The 16,153-nt window shown below is 59.3% G+C and carries 11 protein-coding genes; 5 read left to right on the forward strand and 6 right to left on the reverse strand.

The features are described from left to right. Nucleotides 1-15 precede the first annotated feature (15 nt). Complete coding sequence (locus tag RISK_RS33375; protein ID WP_261340221.1) at nt 16-141, forward strand: hypothetical protein; 126 nt, start codon at nt 16-18, stop codon at nt 139-141. A gap of 419 nt (nt 142-560) precedes the next feature. Here RISK_RS33375 and RISK_RS13175 read toward each other — a convergent pair whose 3' ends face one another. Together RISK_RS13175 and RISK_RS13180 are read right to left on the reverse strand one after the other, a co-directional pair. Next, nucleotides 561-983, reverse strand: coding sequence for a VOC family protein (locus RISK_RS13175; protein WP_047814783.1), 423 nt, complete (start codon nt 981-983; stop codon nt 561-563). A 5-nt stretch (nt 984-988) separates the two neighbouring features. After that, nucleotides 989-4,408, reverse strand: a complete 3,420-nt coding sequence (locus RISK_RS13180; RefSeq protein ID WP_102017583.1) for a DUF7133 domain-containing protein — start codon at nt 4,406-4,408, stop codon at nt 989-991. Nucleotides 4,409-4,700: 292 nt separating this feature from the next. Between RISK_RS13180 and RISK_RS13185 the strand changes: the two genes are divergently transcribed. Then, nucleotides 4,701-5,057, forward strand: coding sequence for a hypothetical protein (locus RISK_RS13185; RefSeq protein ID WP_236696265.1), 357 nt, complete (start codon nt 4,701-4,703; stop codon nt 5,055-5,057). Nucleotides 5,058-5,977: 920 nt separating this feature from the next. Here the strand turns inward: RISK_RS13185 and RISK_RS13190 are convergent. Further along, the gene (locus RISK_RS13190; protein WP_047814786.1) at nt 5,978-8,998 is read right to left on the reverse strand and encodes a hypothetical protein; all 3,021 of its coding nucleotides are present in this window, start codon (nt 8,996-8,998) and stop codon (nt 5,978-5,980) included. 426 nt (nt 8,999-9,424) lie between these two features. Between RISK_RS13190 and RISK_RS13195 the strand changes: the two genes are divergently transcribed. Both RISK_RS13195 and RISK_RS13200 read left to right on the forward strand, forming a co-directional pair. Beyond that, a complete protein-coding gene (locus tag RISK_RS13195; protein ID WP_236696266.1) occupies nt 9,425-10,264 on the forward strand; it encodes a hypothetical protein in 840 nt (279 codons plus the stop codon). Continuing rightward, on the forward strand, nt 10,261-11,535 hold the full coding sequence (locus RISK_RS13200) for an HTTM domain-containing protein (protein WP_047814787.1): 1,275 nt from the start codon (nt 10,261-10,263) through the stop codon (nt 11,533-11,535). Before RISK_RS13195 ends, RISK_RS13200 begins: the two co-directional genes overlap by 4 nt. 56 nt (nt 11,536-11,591) lie before the next feature. Here the strand turns inward: RISK_RS13200 and folK are convergent, their stop codons facing one another. After that, entirely contained in the window at nt 11,592-12,602 is a 1,011-nt protein-coding gene (folK, locus tag RISK_RS13205) for a 2-amino-4-hydroxy-6-hydroxymethyldihydropteridine diphosphokinase (RefSeq protein WP_047814788.1), read from the reverse strand. A 65-nt stretch (nt 12,603-12,667) separates the two neighbouring features. Between folK and RISK_RS32610 the strand changes: the two genes are divergently transcribed. Beyond that, nucleotides 12,668-12,952: a hypothetical protein gene (locus RISK_RS32610; protein ID WP_173442662.1), complete on the forward strand. Its 285-nt coding sequence runs from the start codon at nt 12,668-12,670 to the stop codon at nt 12,950-12,952. 534 nt (nt 12,953-13,486) lie between these two features. On the opposite strand, the gene RISK_RS13215 is transcribed toward RISK_RS32610, so the two are convergent. Then, a complete protein-coding gene (locus RISK_RS13215) occupies nt 13,487-13,930 on the reverse strand; it encodes a hypothetical protein (RefSeq protein ID WP_047814789.1) in 444 nt (147 codons plus the stop codon). A gap of 157 nt (nt 13,931-14,087) precedes the next feature. After that, complete coding sequence (locus RISK_RS13220) at nt 14,088-16,052, reverse strand: ExeA family protein (RefSeq protein ID WP_047814790.1); 1,965 nt, start codon at nt 16,050-16,052, stop codon at nt 14,088-14,090. Between the last annotated feature and the right edge of the window lie 101 nt (nt 16,053-16,153).

Below are 16,153 nucleotides of genomic sequence, written 5' to 3' on the forward strand. Positions count from 1 at the left end.
CATACCCGATGACACATGCGTACCTGCTTAGTGGAGGTCGTGCGTACTCCAGCCACCTGCCTGCTAGCGATTCTGATCGGCGTCGGTGTCGCGATGATCTGTTTGGTTGACTTGTTGGTGACTTGGGCCACGGCTACCTGAATCATTCGATCCAGGCGGGGAGTTTTCGCCTGGCATCGTTGGCCGCGTCTCATGCCGTGATCGCCGCGTCGCGGTGTTGTTGCACATTGTGTGTCAACCGACCGGGGCGGATCCATCGGGCAGGGGCGATGAAGGAAGGCGCGGATCATCGCGGGACGTCGATTTTATGACTGACGTTCTTCGAGGCGTCCTTCGCCCAGGACCTGAACCGTCGTGGGCGAGGCGACGAGGCCTTCCCCACGCAAGGGACTTGTTGCCTCGTCCACTACCAAATGCTGCCTTTGATCAATCGACATCCCCTGCCTGCTGAGACAGAATCGGGAGGCGGAGCCTCCAAGACAGTGTGTTCCCAGGCAGAGCCTGGGAACCAGGAAACAGGGAAGAAAACCGTCAATCATTCAACCGATTTTCCCAGATGATCAATGGACGTCGCCGGGGACGGTGATTTTCCATGACACACCAAAACGATCGATCACGATTCCATATCGGGTCGCGAAAAAAGTTTCTTTGAGTGGAAGCAGGACGTGTCCCCGCTCGCTCAAGCCGGCGAAGTGACGTTCGGCGTCTTCGATGCATTCGGCACGGACGGCGAAGGCGAATCCGGCGAAACCACTTTCGAAATTGGGATCGTCGCAGCCCACGTCGCTGGCCATCAACTCGGTGGATCCGATGCGGATCGTCGCGTGAAAGATCTTGTCCTCCAACCCAGGCTTCGCCATGGATGGGTCGGGACATTCACGGAAGCGCATCAGCATCAACACTTGCGCGTCGAGCACCGATTGGTAGTGCTGGACCGCTTCTTCGGTTCGACCGCCGAAGCTCAAGGTGGTCACGACGCTCATCGGGGCTACTCGTGGCCGCCTTCTTCGCCGGCGGGTGGCTCGACTTGGAGGCTGGCCAGGTACGCGACCAAATCACGCAGTTCGCGAGCCGTCATTTGCTCGGTCAGTCCAGCCGGCATCGAGGATTTTCCCTTTTTGCGAGCGACGATGTAGTCCTTTTCGATCTGTGTGCGCGAGCCATCGGCGGCGATCAAGTCGATCACGTCGTCGGTTTCGGCACCCACGATTCCCGTGAAGACTTGTCCGTCTTCATCGGCGATGATCGCGGTCTCAAAGCCTTCTGCGATTTTGGCGTCTGGCAAGGCGATCGCTTCCAGCAACGTGCGACGGTCACGGATTTTTCCGACGGAGGTCAGAGCCGGACCGACTTCGCCGCCCGTCCGGTCGACTTGGTGGCAACGCACGCACGAGAGTTCGGTTTTGCCAAAGAACAGCGCGGCGCCTTTGTCAGGGTCGCCGCCGTGCAGTGAGTCCATCCATTTGGCGAGTGGTTCGGTCTTGGCAAGTGCTTCGCGGTGAGCTGCGATCTTCGCATTCCAGTCGTCAGGCAGGCGTTTCGCGGCCGCTTCGACGACGTTCAGTTGGACGTCGGCAGGCAGGTCGTCCTCGAGGTAAGCGCTGACGCCTTTGGTGATGTGTTCGACCGCTTCGGGGGATTCAATTTCTGCCAGCAGGTCCCAAGCAAGTCCGCGGACGAGTTGGCTTTCCGTGGCCGTGGCGGCGATGAAGCGATCCACTGATGCTGGCCCGTCGTGTTTGCCCAACACGGACAACGCGGCGGTGACCAAGGCCGTGGGTTGCTCTGAGTCAATCGCTCGAGCGATCTGGACGGCCTGCACGGGTTCGAGTCGGGCCAGGGCAGTGAGCGCGGACGCTCGCGAGGCTGGCCGTGATTGGGCGTCTTTCGTGCGGGCAACCAGTTGTGGGGCGATCTTCTTGATCCCCAATTTGGACCCGACATCGATCGCTTTTTCGCGAACCGTTTGATCGGTGATCATCAGGACTTCGATGTGTTTGGCGAGGGCTTCGCGAGCGATGATCTCGGGGCGTCGTTCCAACGGACGGTATTCGTTGGTGACGCGGTCGCGTGGATCGGGGTTGGCCCAGTTGGCCAGCATGTCGATCGCTTCGATGCGAGCCCAAGTGGGTTTTTCACCCGACGCGGCGAAGGACGCCAGTGCGGCGGCGGAGTCTGCCGTGCCGATGCGATAGTTGGCGGCCAACACGCGGCGCACCAAGGCATCGGAACTGAGCGGCAAATCGGCGACGGAAATCAACTGGGCCAAGTCGTTGGTGGCTGCCGGGATGGGTTGATCGTGAATCGCCATGGCGGCTTCGGCCAGCACCAACGAATTGGCATCGGATAGGAACGCGGTGACTTTTTCGCTGCTTTGTCCACGCAGTGCAGCGATGGCGGCGCGGCGAACCGGAACGCTGTTGTGGGATGCCAATCCAGCCAGCATGTCTTCCGTGGCGACTCGTCGAAGGAACAGGGTGCAGGCGTGACGCAGCGCGGGATCGACGTTGTTGTTGTTCGCAAGAATTTGCAGCACGCTCGCGAAAGCTTGCTGGTTGGGAGCGGCGCCATTGGCTTGCGCGGTCAGCAGTTCAGACAGCGAGATGGCTGCGAAGTATTTCACGCGAGCGGACTCGTCGGCCAGCAGTTCGGTGACTTTGGCGATCGATTCGGCATCGTTTTGATCGCCGGCCAATCCACAGGCAGCGGCGCGGAGGATCGGATCGGAATCGGTGAGCCAGCCACGGTTGGCGGCCAGCACATCGGGACGTCGGGTGGCATCCAAGCGAACCGCGTGTTCGCATCCCCAGATTCCGTGCAGACGGAAGCGTGCGTCGAGGTCGGTGGCGGAGGCGATCTCCAGCAGTGGTTTCAGTTCGCCGCGAAGGGCCAGTTCCCACTGGGCGTTCAATCGCACGCGGCGATCGATGTGTCGCAGTTGTTGGGTCAAGTCTTCGACCGAGGCATCGGACAGCTCACCGCTGAGCAGTTCTTGGACTTCCGTGACCACGTCGGAGTCTTGTTGGGCGGGGTCGCTGAGTTTGTACAAGCGACCCTTGCCGATTCCATCCCAGCCATCAACCCAGTCGCTGACCAACAGGTCGCCGGACGGGGTGAAGGCGAGGTCGGTGGCGAGGATGTTCCAGATTGGTTGGTAGTCTGGGCCCATCTTGTAAAAGGCACCGGCGGGATCGACGGAGAACGAGCGGATGCCGCTGTTGGAGGGACCGCCTCGAAAGTCGCAGATCAAGAATTGATTGTTGAGCTGATCGCCAAAACCAGTGCCGGGGTAAAACGCCAACCCCGAGGGGCCATCGGTGAAGTTGATGATCGGAGGAACCAGGTGAGCCGGTTGTTCGTTGTGGTGAGGTTCCCAAATCTTCAATCGATTGAAGGGGCCGCGATCGGGAAGGTATTGGTAGTGCATCCGCCAGCCGGTGTCGCCACCTTCGAGCAAATGAACCAAACGGGCTTTGTCGCCACTGTCGGAGTTGTTGTCGACGGTGAACCAGTCGCCGACGTCGTTGAAGGCCAATTCCTGTGGGTTCCGCAAACCGTTGCAGTAGATTTCTAAGTTGCTGCCGTCCATCTCGCAGCGGAAGACGGCACCGACGGCGGGGTTGGAAAGCAGCTTTCCTTCCGGAGTGGTGACGTGATAGCCGCGGTCGCCAATCGAAAAGTAAAGTCGTCCGTCGTAGCCACGAATCAGTCCGTGCATGTCGTGACCGCGGAAAGCCACGCGGACGCCATAACCATCGGACAGCACCTGGGAGTCTTCCGCGACGCCGTCGTCGTCGGCATCGGTCAACTTCCAGAGTTTCGGAATGCAGGTGTAGTAGATGTCGGAACCGTGGACCAAGATCCCGGCACCAGTGCCTTCTTCGAGTCCATTGAATCCGTCAGCGACCACGGTGACTTCGTCGGCCACCCCATCGCCATCGGTGTCGACCACGCGGCGAATTCGATCGTCGTGTTGGGCGTAGGTGATCGCGGCTTCGCCGAGCAAGCGTTTGTGATAATCAATTCGGTCTTGAACGGTTTCAGCGGCGAGGTCGGCCAGCAACCATTCGTCGTCGTGGCCGCGGTTGTCGGTCACGCCACGATTTTGCCGAAAGCTCTCGCAAACGTACACGCGTCCTTGAGAATCAACGGTGAACGCGACAATGTTCGCGACGTCGGGTTCGGCCGCGAAAAGTTCGATCGTCCAGCCGTCAGGGATTTTGAACCCGGCCATGGCTTGGGCGGCTTCGTCAGAGGCCTCTGCGATCTGCGGCGGCAAGGGCTCCGGTTTGGTCGTGGAAACGGATTCGGCCGCCGGTTCGTCTGCGGAGGCTGACTGGACGATGACCGATTCAGGCAAGCCGACGGTGAACGACAATGTGCCAAGGGTGAGACTGACCCCAACCATCCAGCGAGCAAATCGAGCGACAGGTCTCGAATGACGCCATGAGCAAGGCTGCGAGTGGGATAACGAGCGGCAGGTGGGATCGGTTGACGGCGTCATGGTGCAGATAAGAGACCTCATTGGGCGGCGGCGAGCGGTGTGTATAGAATAACTGCGGCTTGGAATGATGAACAAGGATTAACCGCCCTGCATTTGGCATTCCAACCGAATATTTGCATGCCATCCTTGTCTCAAACTCGGTGTCTCCGTTTCGATGAGTGAACCGAATCCATCGACGACCGTTTCGGATCCAGCCTTGCCCCCATCTGCATCTCAGCAGACGAGTCAGGGGAGTGAGGCAGCGGTTCGGCGCGGGAACCCATTTGCATCGGGCTCGGACCGACCGGTGATCGCCTCGGTCACGCCGATGATCCAGGAAGAGGCGTGGGTGCCGGAGTCGGGCATGCTGCAAGCGAGCGTGCTGGCGGCGCTGATCGTCTTGGTGTTTTCGCTGGCGTGCTGGCGATTGTTTCCGGCCGGCGGGATCCTGGTCACGGGGCTGGGATGTGCCCTGTCGATCCTGGGGATGTTTTCATCCCGAGTCGTCGCCGCAGGGATGTGTTTGTTGGCCCATGCGGCGCTGTTTGTTGGTTGCTATTTGCAGGTGATATAGGGGGGGGAAGTGGGAGAGGGCCACAGGGCCACAGGGCCACAGGGCCACAGGGACTCAGGGACTCAGGGACTCAGGGACTCAGGGACTCAGGGACTCAGGACTCAGGACTCAGGACTCAGGACTCAGGACTCAGGACTCAGGACTCAGGACTCAGGACTCAGGACTCAGGACTCAGGACTCAGGGGGATCGCGCGCGTACGATGGGGGGCCATGCCTGTCGGCAATGAACCACGGGGGCATTCGCGGCGGGCAGGGCAACTGTCGTCGCTCCGCGACTGGTTGTGTGTGTCCGAGTGATCGAACAGCCGCGGAGCGGTGACATCCGTCAGCCTCGGGTTTTTAACCCGAGGTCTCGGGCGATCCTTTCCTCGCTCGACAAGCCGTGGAGCGGCGACAGGTGGCGAGCGATGAGAGGGGAAAATTGAAAAAGTGAAATTGCAAATTGTAAATTGCAAAACTTGGGCGGTTGAGGCGATGGCTCAGCGGTACCGGCGACGAACCGGACGCGATCTCGTTTCGGGCGGAGGTCGATTGCGGGGACGAGTACCGCTTCGCTGAGCCCGAGCACGAGAAGCGGACGGCTAGCCCATCGAAATGGAAACCCGACGCGTCAGCGAGGCTTGCGCGGGATTCCCGATGCCGGCCCCAACCGGGGCGGCCATTTTTTTTTCGTGATGGGTCTCGGGGCTTCCACCCCGAGCTATGCACGATGGCCCCGTCCGGGGCGATGTTTGCACGAAAGCTAATCGCTAATCGCTAGGAGCTAGTGGTCTGTCAGGACTTGTTTTTAGGGTAGTGGACGAGGCCACGAGTCCTGAACTGGCGTCGAATCCAAGGACTCGTGGCCTCGTCCACTACGATCAACCCTCACTTTTAACTTTGACGGACCACTAGAAGCTAGAAGCTAGAAGCTTGCCGACTCACTTCCGTGAGTTGGCACGCGTGGCGACGCTGGGGGCTTCCACTGGGCTGAGTGCCAAGGCGAGCCAGCCGTCGCGAAGTTCGAGTTGGCTGACGGCGAGGTCTTGCATCGCGGGATGCTCGATCAGTTTGGGAGTTGTCAGGGGGATCACTCGATCTTCGGCCAACACCTTGTTGAAGATCGCGCGGATGGGCAGGCGTTGTCGCATCGACATGCCTGGGCCGCTGACTCGGAGATGACCGTCTCGGACCAGCCGTGCGTTCAATCCGTCGATCTCAGGCTTGTAGGCCGCGCGAACGATGAACCGTGTCAGCTTGGGACTGCCCGGTTGGCTCAGGCGAACGACTCGCAACGTCAACCACATTTTGCCGTCTTCGATTTCGATCGTCATCGGGCGGGTGGGGGAAAAGGCGATTTCAGCTTCGCCGGGGACCTCTTCCGGCAATGCCACGCCGTCTTTGCCAAACAACGCAAACGTGTCGGTGTAGAGTTCTTGGAACGTCTTGACTTCCCCGCGCGGAAGGATTTGTTCCAGCGTGTTGTTGATGGCGGATTGGTGCATTTGCAAACTCAACCAACTGTCGTTCCAGGCTCGCGGGCGAGGGGTATGAGCGGCCAATTGCCAATCACCTGCCAAGCGGTAGCGAGCGATCAAGCGTTCCGAGGTGGTTTCCAAGTCGATCACCGTCGGCGCCAGTTCGAGGCGTCCGAGTGGACCGAGCACGAGGTCGTCCCACTTTTCAGAAGCGTTGTTGGTTTGAGTCGTCAGTTCCGACTGGGTTCCCTGCACGACTTCGTCGCGAATTTGTTGCCGGGTGCGTTGGTTGGCCAGCGATTTGGTGTCTTCGTATTTCTTTTCCGCGATGCCGCGTACCAAGGAACCGATCAAGGGCCACTCGTTGACCTTGGAGTCCACTCGCTGCAAACGATTGTTCGCGTTGACTTGGACTTCCGTGCCGCCAACGGTCAGCCCGTTCGCTGAGATGCGGATCGGGGTGGAGGCATCGAAATTGGCCCAGCCATTGGAATGCACGGTCACGCCACTTTGCGCGGCTTGGCTGCGGGTCGAAACGTCGCCGTGAGTCAGCAGGTCAATGCTCCATTGGCCTGGCGTCGGATTCAGTCGCAGGTCCATGGCGGTGCTGACATTGCTGGTTCCGCGGACCGGTGTGCCAGCGATTTGGGTTGAGATCGGCGACGTGCGGTCGGGGACCGAGGGGATCAAACGCTCGATCAGTTTCGCGGAGATCGCGGTGCGAACGTTGGCGTTGCGGTAGTTCAGGTCGATCGCCTTGGCGACTCGTGCCGCATGGGTGTCATCCGAGAATCGCAATGACTGAAACGCGTTGGTGACCTTGACGGCAGCCAAGTCAATCGCATCGGCTTCGGCACGTTCGAGGTCTTGGAGCAAGGCGACGTAATCAATCGGCATCGCGCTCCAGGTCTTCATCGCTTCGGTCAGTTGCGGAAGCGAGGGTTGATTCAACCAGTCTTCGTGTTCCGGTGCCAATCGCTTGGAAGTGATTCGGGACAAGTACCGCTGAGCCGTGAGGGCGCGTTGGTCCATGTCGTCGGACGACGCCAGCGTTTGAATTTTGTCGAGCAGCAGGAACGTCGTCCAACCTTGAGGATCGCCCGTTTCAGGAAGCTGTTCGCGGACCTCGCGAATCAGTTGGTGGACGTCAAAACGCTGATGGGTTGGCGTTTGGCTGTGCAGGGTCAGTGTTTCGTGAGGCAACGTCCCGGAAGAATCAAACGAACCAGAGTGACCACGAGCCAATTGCCAAATCGATGCCCAGATGCTGGTGCGACGGGACAAGGAGTGGGACGCCTGCAGCCAACGGACTTGTTGGTCGCGTGCCGGGGCTCGTTCGGCCAGTTGCAGACCAGCGGCGGCCAACGATGACAATTCGCGAAGCACGGTGCCTGCTTCGGGATCGCCCAAACGAGAGAGCTGGCGAAGTCGATTCAATCGTTCGTCAACCTCTCCGGCCCAACGTCCCATCACGATCGAGGTCGCGTGACGACGGACGGCTTCTTCGGAGGAATCCGACAGGCCGTGATGGTCGCTGCTGCGCAGCATTTCCTCGTGAGCGGTTTTCAGATCGGTTTGTTCCATGTCGACGGATGTCAGCAACACGTCGTTCAGTTCTTCATTGGCATCCACCGCCAAATTCGCGTGCGATGAAAGCTCGGACAATTCCAAACGCAATTGTTTGGCGAGAGGCCAGCCGGTCACGTGATGAGTCTGGGCTGCTTTGGCAGCGTCCGTGGGGGAAACAACGGGCGGGCGCACGAAGCGGGGCAGATCCAGGTTGAGTTCGGGGAGCTCCGGTTCCGGAACACTGGGTTTGGCCAATACCGCGACGGATTCAGGAATCAGCGAAACGGACTCGGAGCGTTGCGAGTCGGTGTGGAACATTTCCGCGGGCAACGACAATGACGTTGGTTCGGTTGAAGTCGGGTCGTCCAACCCTGGCGACAGAGAAGCGGGAACCGATTGTGCGAATGGCTCGAAGGAGGGTTCCTGTTCCAATGTTTCTGCGAAACCCGCCAGTTCGGTTTCGATGTCGATCACGGGAGCTTGCAGCGTGCCAGATGAATCGCTTGCCAAACGCTCGGGCATGGTCAACCCACGCGCACCGTGGTCGTTGCGGTGGGCGTCTTCCGCGTGCGTTGAAGATGGCAGGGCGTCGGGTTGGTTCCAAGGCGAGAGCGGTTCCGCGGTGCCGAACCCGTGGCGGTTCGAAGCTCCCAATCCGTCCGGTGCGTTGGCGGAGGCTTCGTCGTTGGACTGTGTTTCGCCGTTCCGGTCCGACGTCAAGTATTGGAACGCCGGATCCGAAGCCACGTCCAAATTTGCCTGCGCGGAAGGTCCGTTGCCAAATCGGGCAAGCAACCCACCTGGTTCCAGCAAACCGGTCGAGTTCAGAAAGTAAGGCGTTGTGGTGGTCGCAATGACAGCGATGGACGCTGTGATCGGCCACAACAACAGCGATCGTCGGGAATCCTGACGCATTCGATGACTGATGGATTGGAGCAATTGAGAAGGACGGCGACGAGACGTTTTTCGCCGATCAAACGCTTATGCCTAAAATCGGCCCTCCAAACCAAGACGAATTCGGCGGTGGATCGAAAGCGGAGCCAAACTTTCGCATTCCGAGGGGCTGGTGGGCGTCGACCAGACCAGCCCGTCGGTGGGGTCAGGCCAGGCCCTCGCCTGTACATGGGGGGCAGACGGATTATGGTTGGTCAAAAAATGAAGCCGTGCCCGGTGGGAGCCCTGTTTCACGGACTCCATCCAAGCCGGATTTACCGCGTGAATCGCACCGTGAATTGCAAGGTGAATTGGTGCCGCGAAAGATCACCGTGAAACCCGACCCAATCCCTCTGCGACCGTCGACTGGTTGGTCGCTGCCACCTTTTCAGAGAATTCAAAACAAACGTGATCCAGCCTGATTCCCTGCCGCTTTCGCGCCGAAATCGATTTTTGATCAGCGTTCTGCTGATTGGGATGCTGTTGACGATCGCTCTGCCGCCGTTGGCGTTCCAAGCACGCGGTGCACGCGGACTGTCGCCGTCCGTTGGGACCTTGTTGGCGATGGTTTCTCCGGTCGCACAGATGTTCTATTTGGATCGTGGCTACGCTTTTTTTGCTCCGGATCCCGGCCCCAGTCACCTGATTCGGGCGAGCTCGGACGGTGGCAAAACGACGCAATTGTTTCCGGATTTGGAGGATCAGTGGCCTCGGTTGTCGTACCACCGGCATTTCATGTTGGCGGAATTTTTGAATGATTCGTACCAGCCCGCTTTGCCGCTGGAGGTCAGCCAGCTGATCGGTCCCGAGCTGAGTCCCGAGGAACTCCAAACGCTGCGAATGGGACGACAACGCTATGAACGGATTGCCGATTCGATGGTTCGGCACCTGCAATCGACGGGGAAATCGGACGTTTCGATCCAGCGAATCGAGCACCAAATGCCCGACTTTGTTCTGTTCTCGCAAGAGAACCTCTCGTTGATCGATGAGCGGTCTTACATCGAGTTGCCCGATCTCCCGATCACGCTGGAAAGTTTGCTGGGGAGTGTCCCTGAGTCGCTTCCGCAGCCGGAAGCCGGCGATGAAGTGGTCTTGGACCCAGAGGATTCCGAATCGGTTCCAGTGCCGGCGGGCGAACGGAAGAAAGGTTCAGGGAATCAGTCGGAAGACGCGGGCAGTCCCGCGGCCGAGAATCAGACACTGGACGAACCGGAGCAACCAGGCACTGCACCGGAGGACGCATCGTGATCGTTGAGTCGGCAAAACAGGTCGGATTGTCTTGGGTGGATGCCTGGGATCGGTTTTGGTTCACGCCTCGGCACATTGATACGTTGGCGGTGCTGCGGATCGTCACCGGTGCGATGCTGTTGTATTCACACCTGGTGCTGGCGATCGACTTCTCTTCTTTCGTTGGAACGGAAGCTTGGATCGACAACGAGACCAGCGCGTGGCTGCATGATGGAACGCTTGGTGAAGCGACGGCGGCTTGGTCGTACTTGTGGTTGGTCGACAACGCGACGTTTCTTTGGCTGAATCATATCGTGACGATCCTGGTCACGGGATGCTTTCTGGTTGGCTTTTTGACTCGCGTGACAGGGCCGCTGGCGTGGTTCCTGCAATTGATGTTGGTGCATCGATTGCTCGGCAGCCTGTTTGGGTTGGACCAGATTGTCACTTACTGTGTGATGTACTTGGCCTTCGCTCCCTGTGGTGCGGTTTGGTCGGTCGATGCGAAGCTGCGTCGTCGTTTGACAGGCGATGGTGAGCGAACGCTTTCGGGTTGGAAAGCGTGGTTGTTCCCGGCAGACAAGAAGACGGTCTCGGCCAATGTGGCGACGCGATTGCTGCAGATTCATCTGTGCGTGATTTATCTGTTCGGTGGCCTCGCGAAGGCTCGTGGTGAACTTTGGTGGGACGGAACGGCGGTTTGGTTTGCCGTGGCAAACTACGAATACCAGTCGATTGACATGACAGTCTTGGGGCGGTTCCCGCGTGTTTTCACCGCGTTGTCGCACATCACGATGTTCTGGGAGATCTTCTACTGTGCCTTGGTTTGGCCGCGTTTGACTCGCGGGATCACGTTGGCATTGGCCGTCGCCGTTCACGGTGGGATCGCGTTGTTCCTGGGCATGATCACGTTTGGTGCGATGATGATCGCAGCCAACGGGATCTTTGTTTCGCCGGATTGGATTCGTCGCAAGCGGTTGGGCGAATCAGCGGAAGATGGCCACGAAGACGCGTCGCTATCCGGTGTGATGACGTCGCTAGGAACCGATTCCAACAATCGCACTCGTTCGGTTGCCTTGCCGGCGGATTTGCAACATCGGTTGGCGGAACTTGACGCGGCTGAAAAGGGGATCCAGAAACGTTATGCCAAGCTCAAACGCCGCGAAGCCAAGAACGAAGAACGCAAGCAGCGATTGCTGGCGGCCCGCGAACAGATCAAGCAAAAACTGATCGACGGCAATCTGTCGGCAGGCGACAGCGTGCTCCGCAACGATGATCTTGAGGATGCCTGAGTCACCGTGGAAGTTGGCGTTCGCAGGTCGCGTGCGAGTTCACTCCCGTGGTGAGTTCACCACCAGTGACCATCGTCAGTGATCGGACGGATGTCGCACCGCATGGAATCCATCGCGGACGCCAATTCTCCGATGGCCCAGTCCAGGTCGTCGACTTCGAGTCGATACTCAGGCCACTTCCATCCGACCGGCCAAATCTGGTGCGGCGCTGGCCAGCGATCTTTTTCAGTCGTGTGCTGAATCCTCGCCAAGAGTCGTGGCAAACACAAACGAGGTGATCCGGATGTGGAGCCAAGTTGTTCGCCGAGGTCGTGGGAATCTCGCAGTGCCGCCGGAGGATCCGAGGCGATCCACTGCGTTAGGCCTTTGGCTGTGTCGGAGCGATCGGGATCGATCACGGTGATGCCGTGCTCGGACGAAAGTCGCTGACAGATGAGTTGCCGCAGTTCCGCGTCGCCACCCACCAAAGCCATCGAGGGGACGTCGGCGGCGATGTGGTCGCGCAGATCTTCGATCGTCCATCCGAAACGCGGGTCGCAGAAGTCAGCGGCGACGTCGCAGGCGGGTTCCAAAACAAAACGCCGAGCGGTGTATCGCGGATGCGGAACCACCAGAGCTTTCGAGGATCCCGCCGGGCCTCGACCGCCAATCAAGCCCCGAAGTCCGGCGGCTCGTGGCGGCCCCGCCAAGCGGCCATGCAGAACAACGTCGAGATCGATCACGCGGGCGCCCCAGCGAACGAGTCGTTTGCGGCCCAGATCAATTTCCAAGTGTTGCAACAAATCCAACACCTCCGCGGCGGAGGCTTCTGTGGCAAATGCGGCGACCGCATTGAGAAACGGTGATTGACCACCGGGACCACCGATCGGTGGGGTCTCAAACAAGCGGCTGGTTCGCAGGTTTGCGGGCGATCCGTGTGGGGCGTCGCCACCGTCTTGCTGACCGGCATGCTTTTCACCAGCAGCGGCAACCAACCCCGATTCCGCGACCCGGCGAGCGGCTTCGGCGATCACCACTCGGCGGTCACCGAGGTTGGAACCGAAGCTGATGAGGCATTGCGTGGGCATGAACAGAACGCTGGCGAGAACAAGGGGGACGCGGTTGCTGGCGAATCATAGTGGGAACCCGACGCGTGAGCGAGGCGAGTGCGGGTTCGTCCTTCCTGACGCGTCGGGTTTCCATTGTTGATGGGCTTGCGGCACGTCTTCTCGTGCTCGTGCTCGTGCTCGTGCTCGTGCTCGTGCTCGTGCTCGTGCTCGTGCTCGTGCTCGTGCTCGTGCTCGTGCTCGTGCTCGTGCTCGTGCTCGTGCTCGTGCTCGTCCTCGTCCTCGTCCTCGTCCTCGTCCTCGACGTCCGGCCGGAACTCAATCACGTCCGGTTCGTCATCGGCCACTGTTGTCGATCGCCCACCGGCTGATCGCCTCAACCGCCGGGATTTTACAATTTACAATTTACAATTTCACTTTTTCAATCTTCCCCATCTCGTTGCTCGCAACTGTCGCCGCTCCGCGGCTTGTCGAGCGAGGGGGCGGGACTCGCGAGACCTCGGGTTGGAAACCCGAGGCTGACAGATGTCACCGCTCCGCGGTTGTTCGATCACTCGGACGGACACAATTGGTCTCGGCGTGACGACAGTTGGCAGGCCCGTCGTGAACGATCACGTCCGGTTCGGCTTCGGTAACCGTTGTCGATCGCCCACCGGCTGATCGCCTCAACCGCCGGGATTTTACAATTTACAATTTACAATTTCACTTTTTCAATCTTCCCCATCTCGTTGCTCGCAACTGTCGCCGCTCCGCGGCTCGTCGAGCGAGGGGGCGGGACTCGCGAGACCTCGGGTTGGAAACCCGAGGCTGACGGATGTCACCGCTCCGCGGTTGTTCGATCACTCGGACGGACACAACCAGTCGCGGAGTGACGGAAGCCTTGGGGGTGCATCGTGTGGAACGCGTTAGCGCTGCATGGGGACCGCGGTGGTCCACTCGGGCAATTCGGTGGCCTCGTTGGTGATCCCCAGAACAATCGTCGAGGGATGCTGCGATGCCTTGCCGATCAACAGGCACTGAGAGAGCTGCACGCAGTCGTTCAAATTTTCGCGGCTGAGCAATCGTTCACAACGACTTGTGTGCCACTTGTTTTGGAGGGATCGCCATCCGAGCCCCTGGGACGTGGGAGCACACCAGTCGACTCGCAGTCGCGGCATGGCCATTGATTCGTGGCCTTCGGACTGTTGCGATGCGTTGGCTTCTCGCCAAGCTTGGCCTAAGGCGACGAAGAAGGCGGGCTGCAATCGCAGCTCATCCGGCGTGACCAAAACCAATGTCTTGCCGTAGCGAACGGCTTGTTCGACGGTTCGGTGCAACAACGTTCGCAAAGTATGATCCGGTGTGAACATCGACCACGCAGGGATTCAAAGCCCGAGAGAAGATTCAAGCTCGAACAACACTCTGTTCATTGAGTGAGACGAATCTCAATTCAATCGCAGAGAAACAAGACGGTTCGGTCATGACCGAACCGTCATCCGATTCTGTCCAAGGTCCGGTGGCCTTCGATCAAGATTGCGGCGAACGCATCTTGGCCAACATCGCTTGGAAGTCGACCGCGACAGGACGACCTGCAGACACGTCCGCTGATTCATGATGCAACGCGGCGGTTTCGACTTGCACGTCGTCTTCGATGACCAGCATGTCACGGTCGTCGTGGTTGACAGCGATGTCTTCGCCATCTTCTTCGATCCACAACACGGGTGCCGAAGCAGCGATGGCCGATTGATTTTGCATCTCGCCCATTTGAGCTTCGTCGCAGACTTCGTCCATGCCATTGGCATCGTCGCCGAGCAACGACAAAGGTGAATTGGCCGCACCACGCATGCTGAGGATTTCTTCGTGCAACGTCGTTTCCAGATCGGACGCCACGTTGTCGCTGGCGTCGAATTTGTCAGTTGCTTCTACCGAGGCCGCCAAGGCGTCGACGGTGGAATTGATTTCCTCTTCGTCGTCGAACTCACCGAACAGTTGGTCCGCCGTTGGCGTGGAAGCGACGGGGGCTTCGCTGTTGTGCGATTCAGCTTCTTCGGTCTCGGGCAAGTTGGCCGCGAGAGCGGATCCAATGACGTCGGAGACCATCTCGTAGTCGCCTTCGTAGGTCTGACAATCGATGCTCAGCGAGCCGAATTCGAGGTTGTCGGTGGCTTCTGGCGACGCCGTGGTATCTTCGCAAACCAGGGATTCGTCGATGGTTTGCTGGTCGGTGGTGGGTTCCGATGTGGCAACCGCGACGTCTTGTAGTTGTTCACCGTGGCACGGTTCTGCCTGACAAGGGCCATTCTGACATTGGCCATCTTGGCACTGTTCGCCTTGGCACAGGTCGCCTTGGCACAGGTCGCCTTGGCAAAGGCCAGTTGTTTGGCAGGCTTCTTCGCCGCACTCGGAGGTGTTGCAGGCTTGCGTGTCGCACGTGGTGGCTTCGACTTCTGCGACCGCTTCGCTTTCGTTCGGCAAAGCCTGATCGTTCCAGCGTCGGCCCAGGTCGCTGGCGTCGTTGGATTCAATGGTTGCTGATTCGAAGGTTGCCGAGGTGGATTCCTCATCCGAACTGGTTTCGTCCCACATCGAATCATCGAGTGCGCCGAATTCGACGTTGGAGGATTCTCCGTTGGGCTGGGCGATGGTGGGTTCCTCCATCACCGGGCTTGGCAATTGTTGCAGCGTCGCCCAGGCACGATCGACGATTTTGTTGTCGATGATGCTTTGGTTCAACGACGCGGCGCAATCGATCGCGGCTGTCATCATTTGGTTGATCAAACGAGGCGTGCCGCTGCAAGCTTGGTGAATGGCACGGATCGCTTCGTTGGTGATCGCTTCCTGGGGATTGGACCCGCAGTTCTTGATCACATCTTGGACGTAGGTCAGGGCTTCGTCGCCGTTGAGCGGGTGCAGGTAGCACCGAGTTGCGACGCGTTGCACGAGTGCTTCGAGCGATGGCAATGCCAGGGTCTCATCCAGCTTGGGGCCGCCCAGCAGAACCGCACTGACGCGTGGTTGGCCTTCGCTCATCGTGTTGGTGATGATGCGAATGGTTTCCAGCACTTCCGGTGTCAACGCTTGCGCCTCGTCGACCAGCAGCAGCAAACCGGGGAATTCCGCGGTGCTGCGAGCGAGTCGCTCGACCAGGGCGAATTGCGGATCTTCGTTGGGTTCCAATGGGGTCGAATGAATCCCACGGACTCGGTTCAATCGCGTCAGCAGGTGACGTTGGAACAACAAGGGGTTGTCCAGCATCGCGTCACCGAGCACCACGACCTCGCGACGACCCGCGAATTGCTTCAGCAGCAACTGGCACAGCAAGGACTTGCCGACGCCGGGGGGGCCGATGACCAGCGAAATTGCTTCCCAGGCTTCAATTGCTCGTTGGATTCGTTGCAATGCCTCGTCCTGCGATCCAACGGGAACGTAACGTTCCGCACTGGGGAAGGGCGGGAAGGGAGGCACGTGAAAAGAGTGTTCAACCGAAGACATGGTCGAAGTTTCCTAGGCGGAACAAGTGGGAGAATGCGGACACGCCGTCTAATCGTTACAGTCGTCACCCAGACCGCAGGGTCTGAAACAAATTTCATTCA

This window comes from Rhodopirellula islandica (assembly GCF_001027925.1).
GTDB lineage: Bacteria > Planctomycetota > Planctomycetia > Pirellulales > Pirellulaceae > Rhodopirellula > Rhodopirellula islandica.

Coding starts and splice junctions, on each gene's coding strand:
- RISK_RS13175 (WP_047814783.1), bottom strand. CDS start 983: ATGAGCGTCGTGACCACCTTGAGCTTCGGCGGTCGAACCGAAGAAGCG.
- RISK_RS13220 (WP_047814790.1), bottom strand. CDS start 16,052: ATGTCTTCGGTTGAACACTCTTTTCACGTGCCTCCCTTCCCGCCCTTC.
- RISK_RS33375 (WP_261340221.1), top strand. CDS start 16: ATGCGTACCTGCTTAGTGGAGGTCGTGCGTACTCCAGCCACCTGCCTG.
- RISK_RS13190 (WP_047814786.1), bottom strand. CDS start 8,998: ATGCGTCAGGATTCCCGACGATCGCTGTTGTTGTGGCCGATCACAGCG.
- RISK_RS13215 (WP_047814789.1), bottom strand. CDS start 13,930: ATGTTCACACCGGATCATACTTTGCGAACGTTGTTGCACCGAACCGTC.
- RISK_RS13180 (WP_102017583.1), bottom strand. CDS start 4,408: ATGGTTGGGGTCAGTCTCACCCTTGGCACATTGTCGTTCACCGTCGGC.
- folK (WP_047814788.1), bottom strand. CDS start 12,602: ATGCCCACGCAATGCCTCATCAGCTTCGGTTCCAACCTCGGTGACCGC.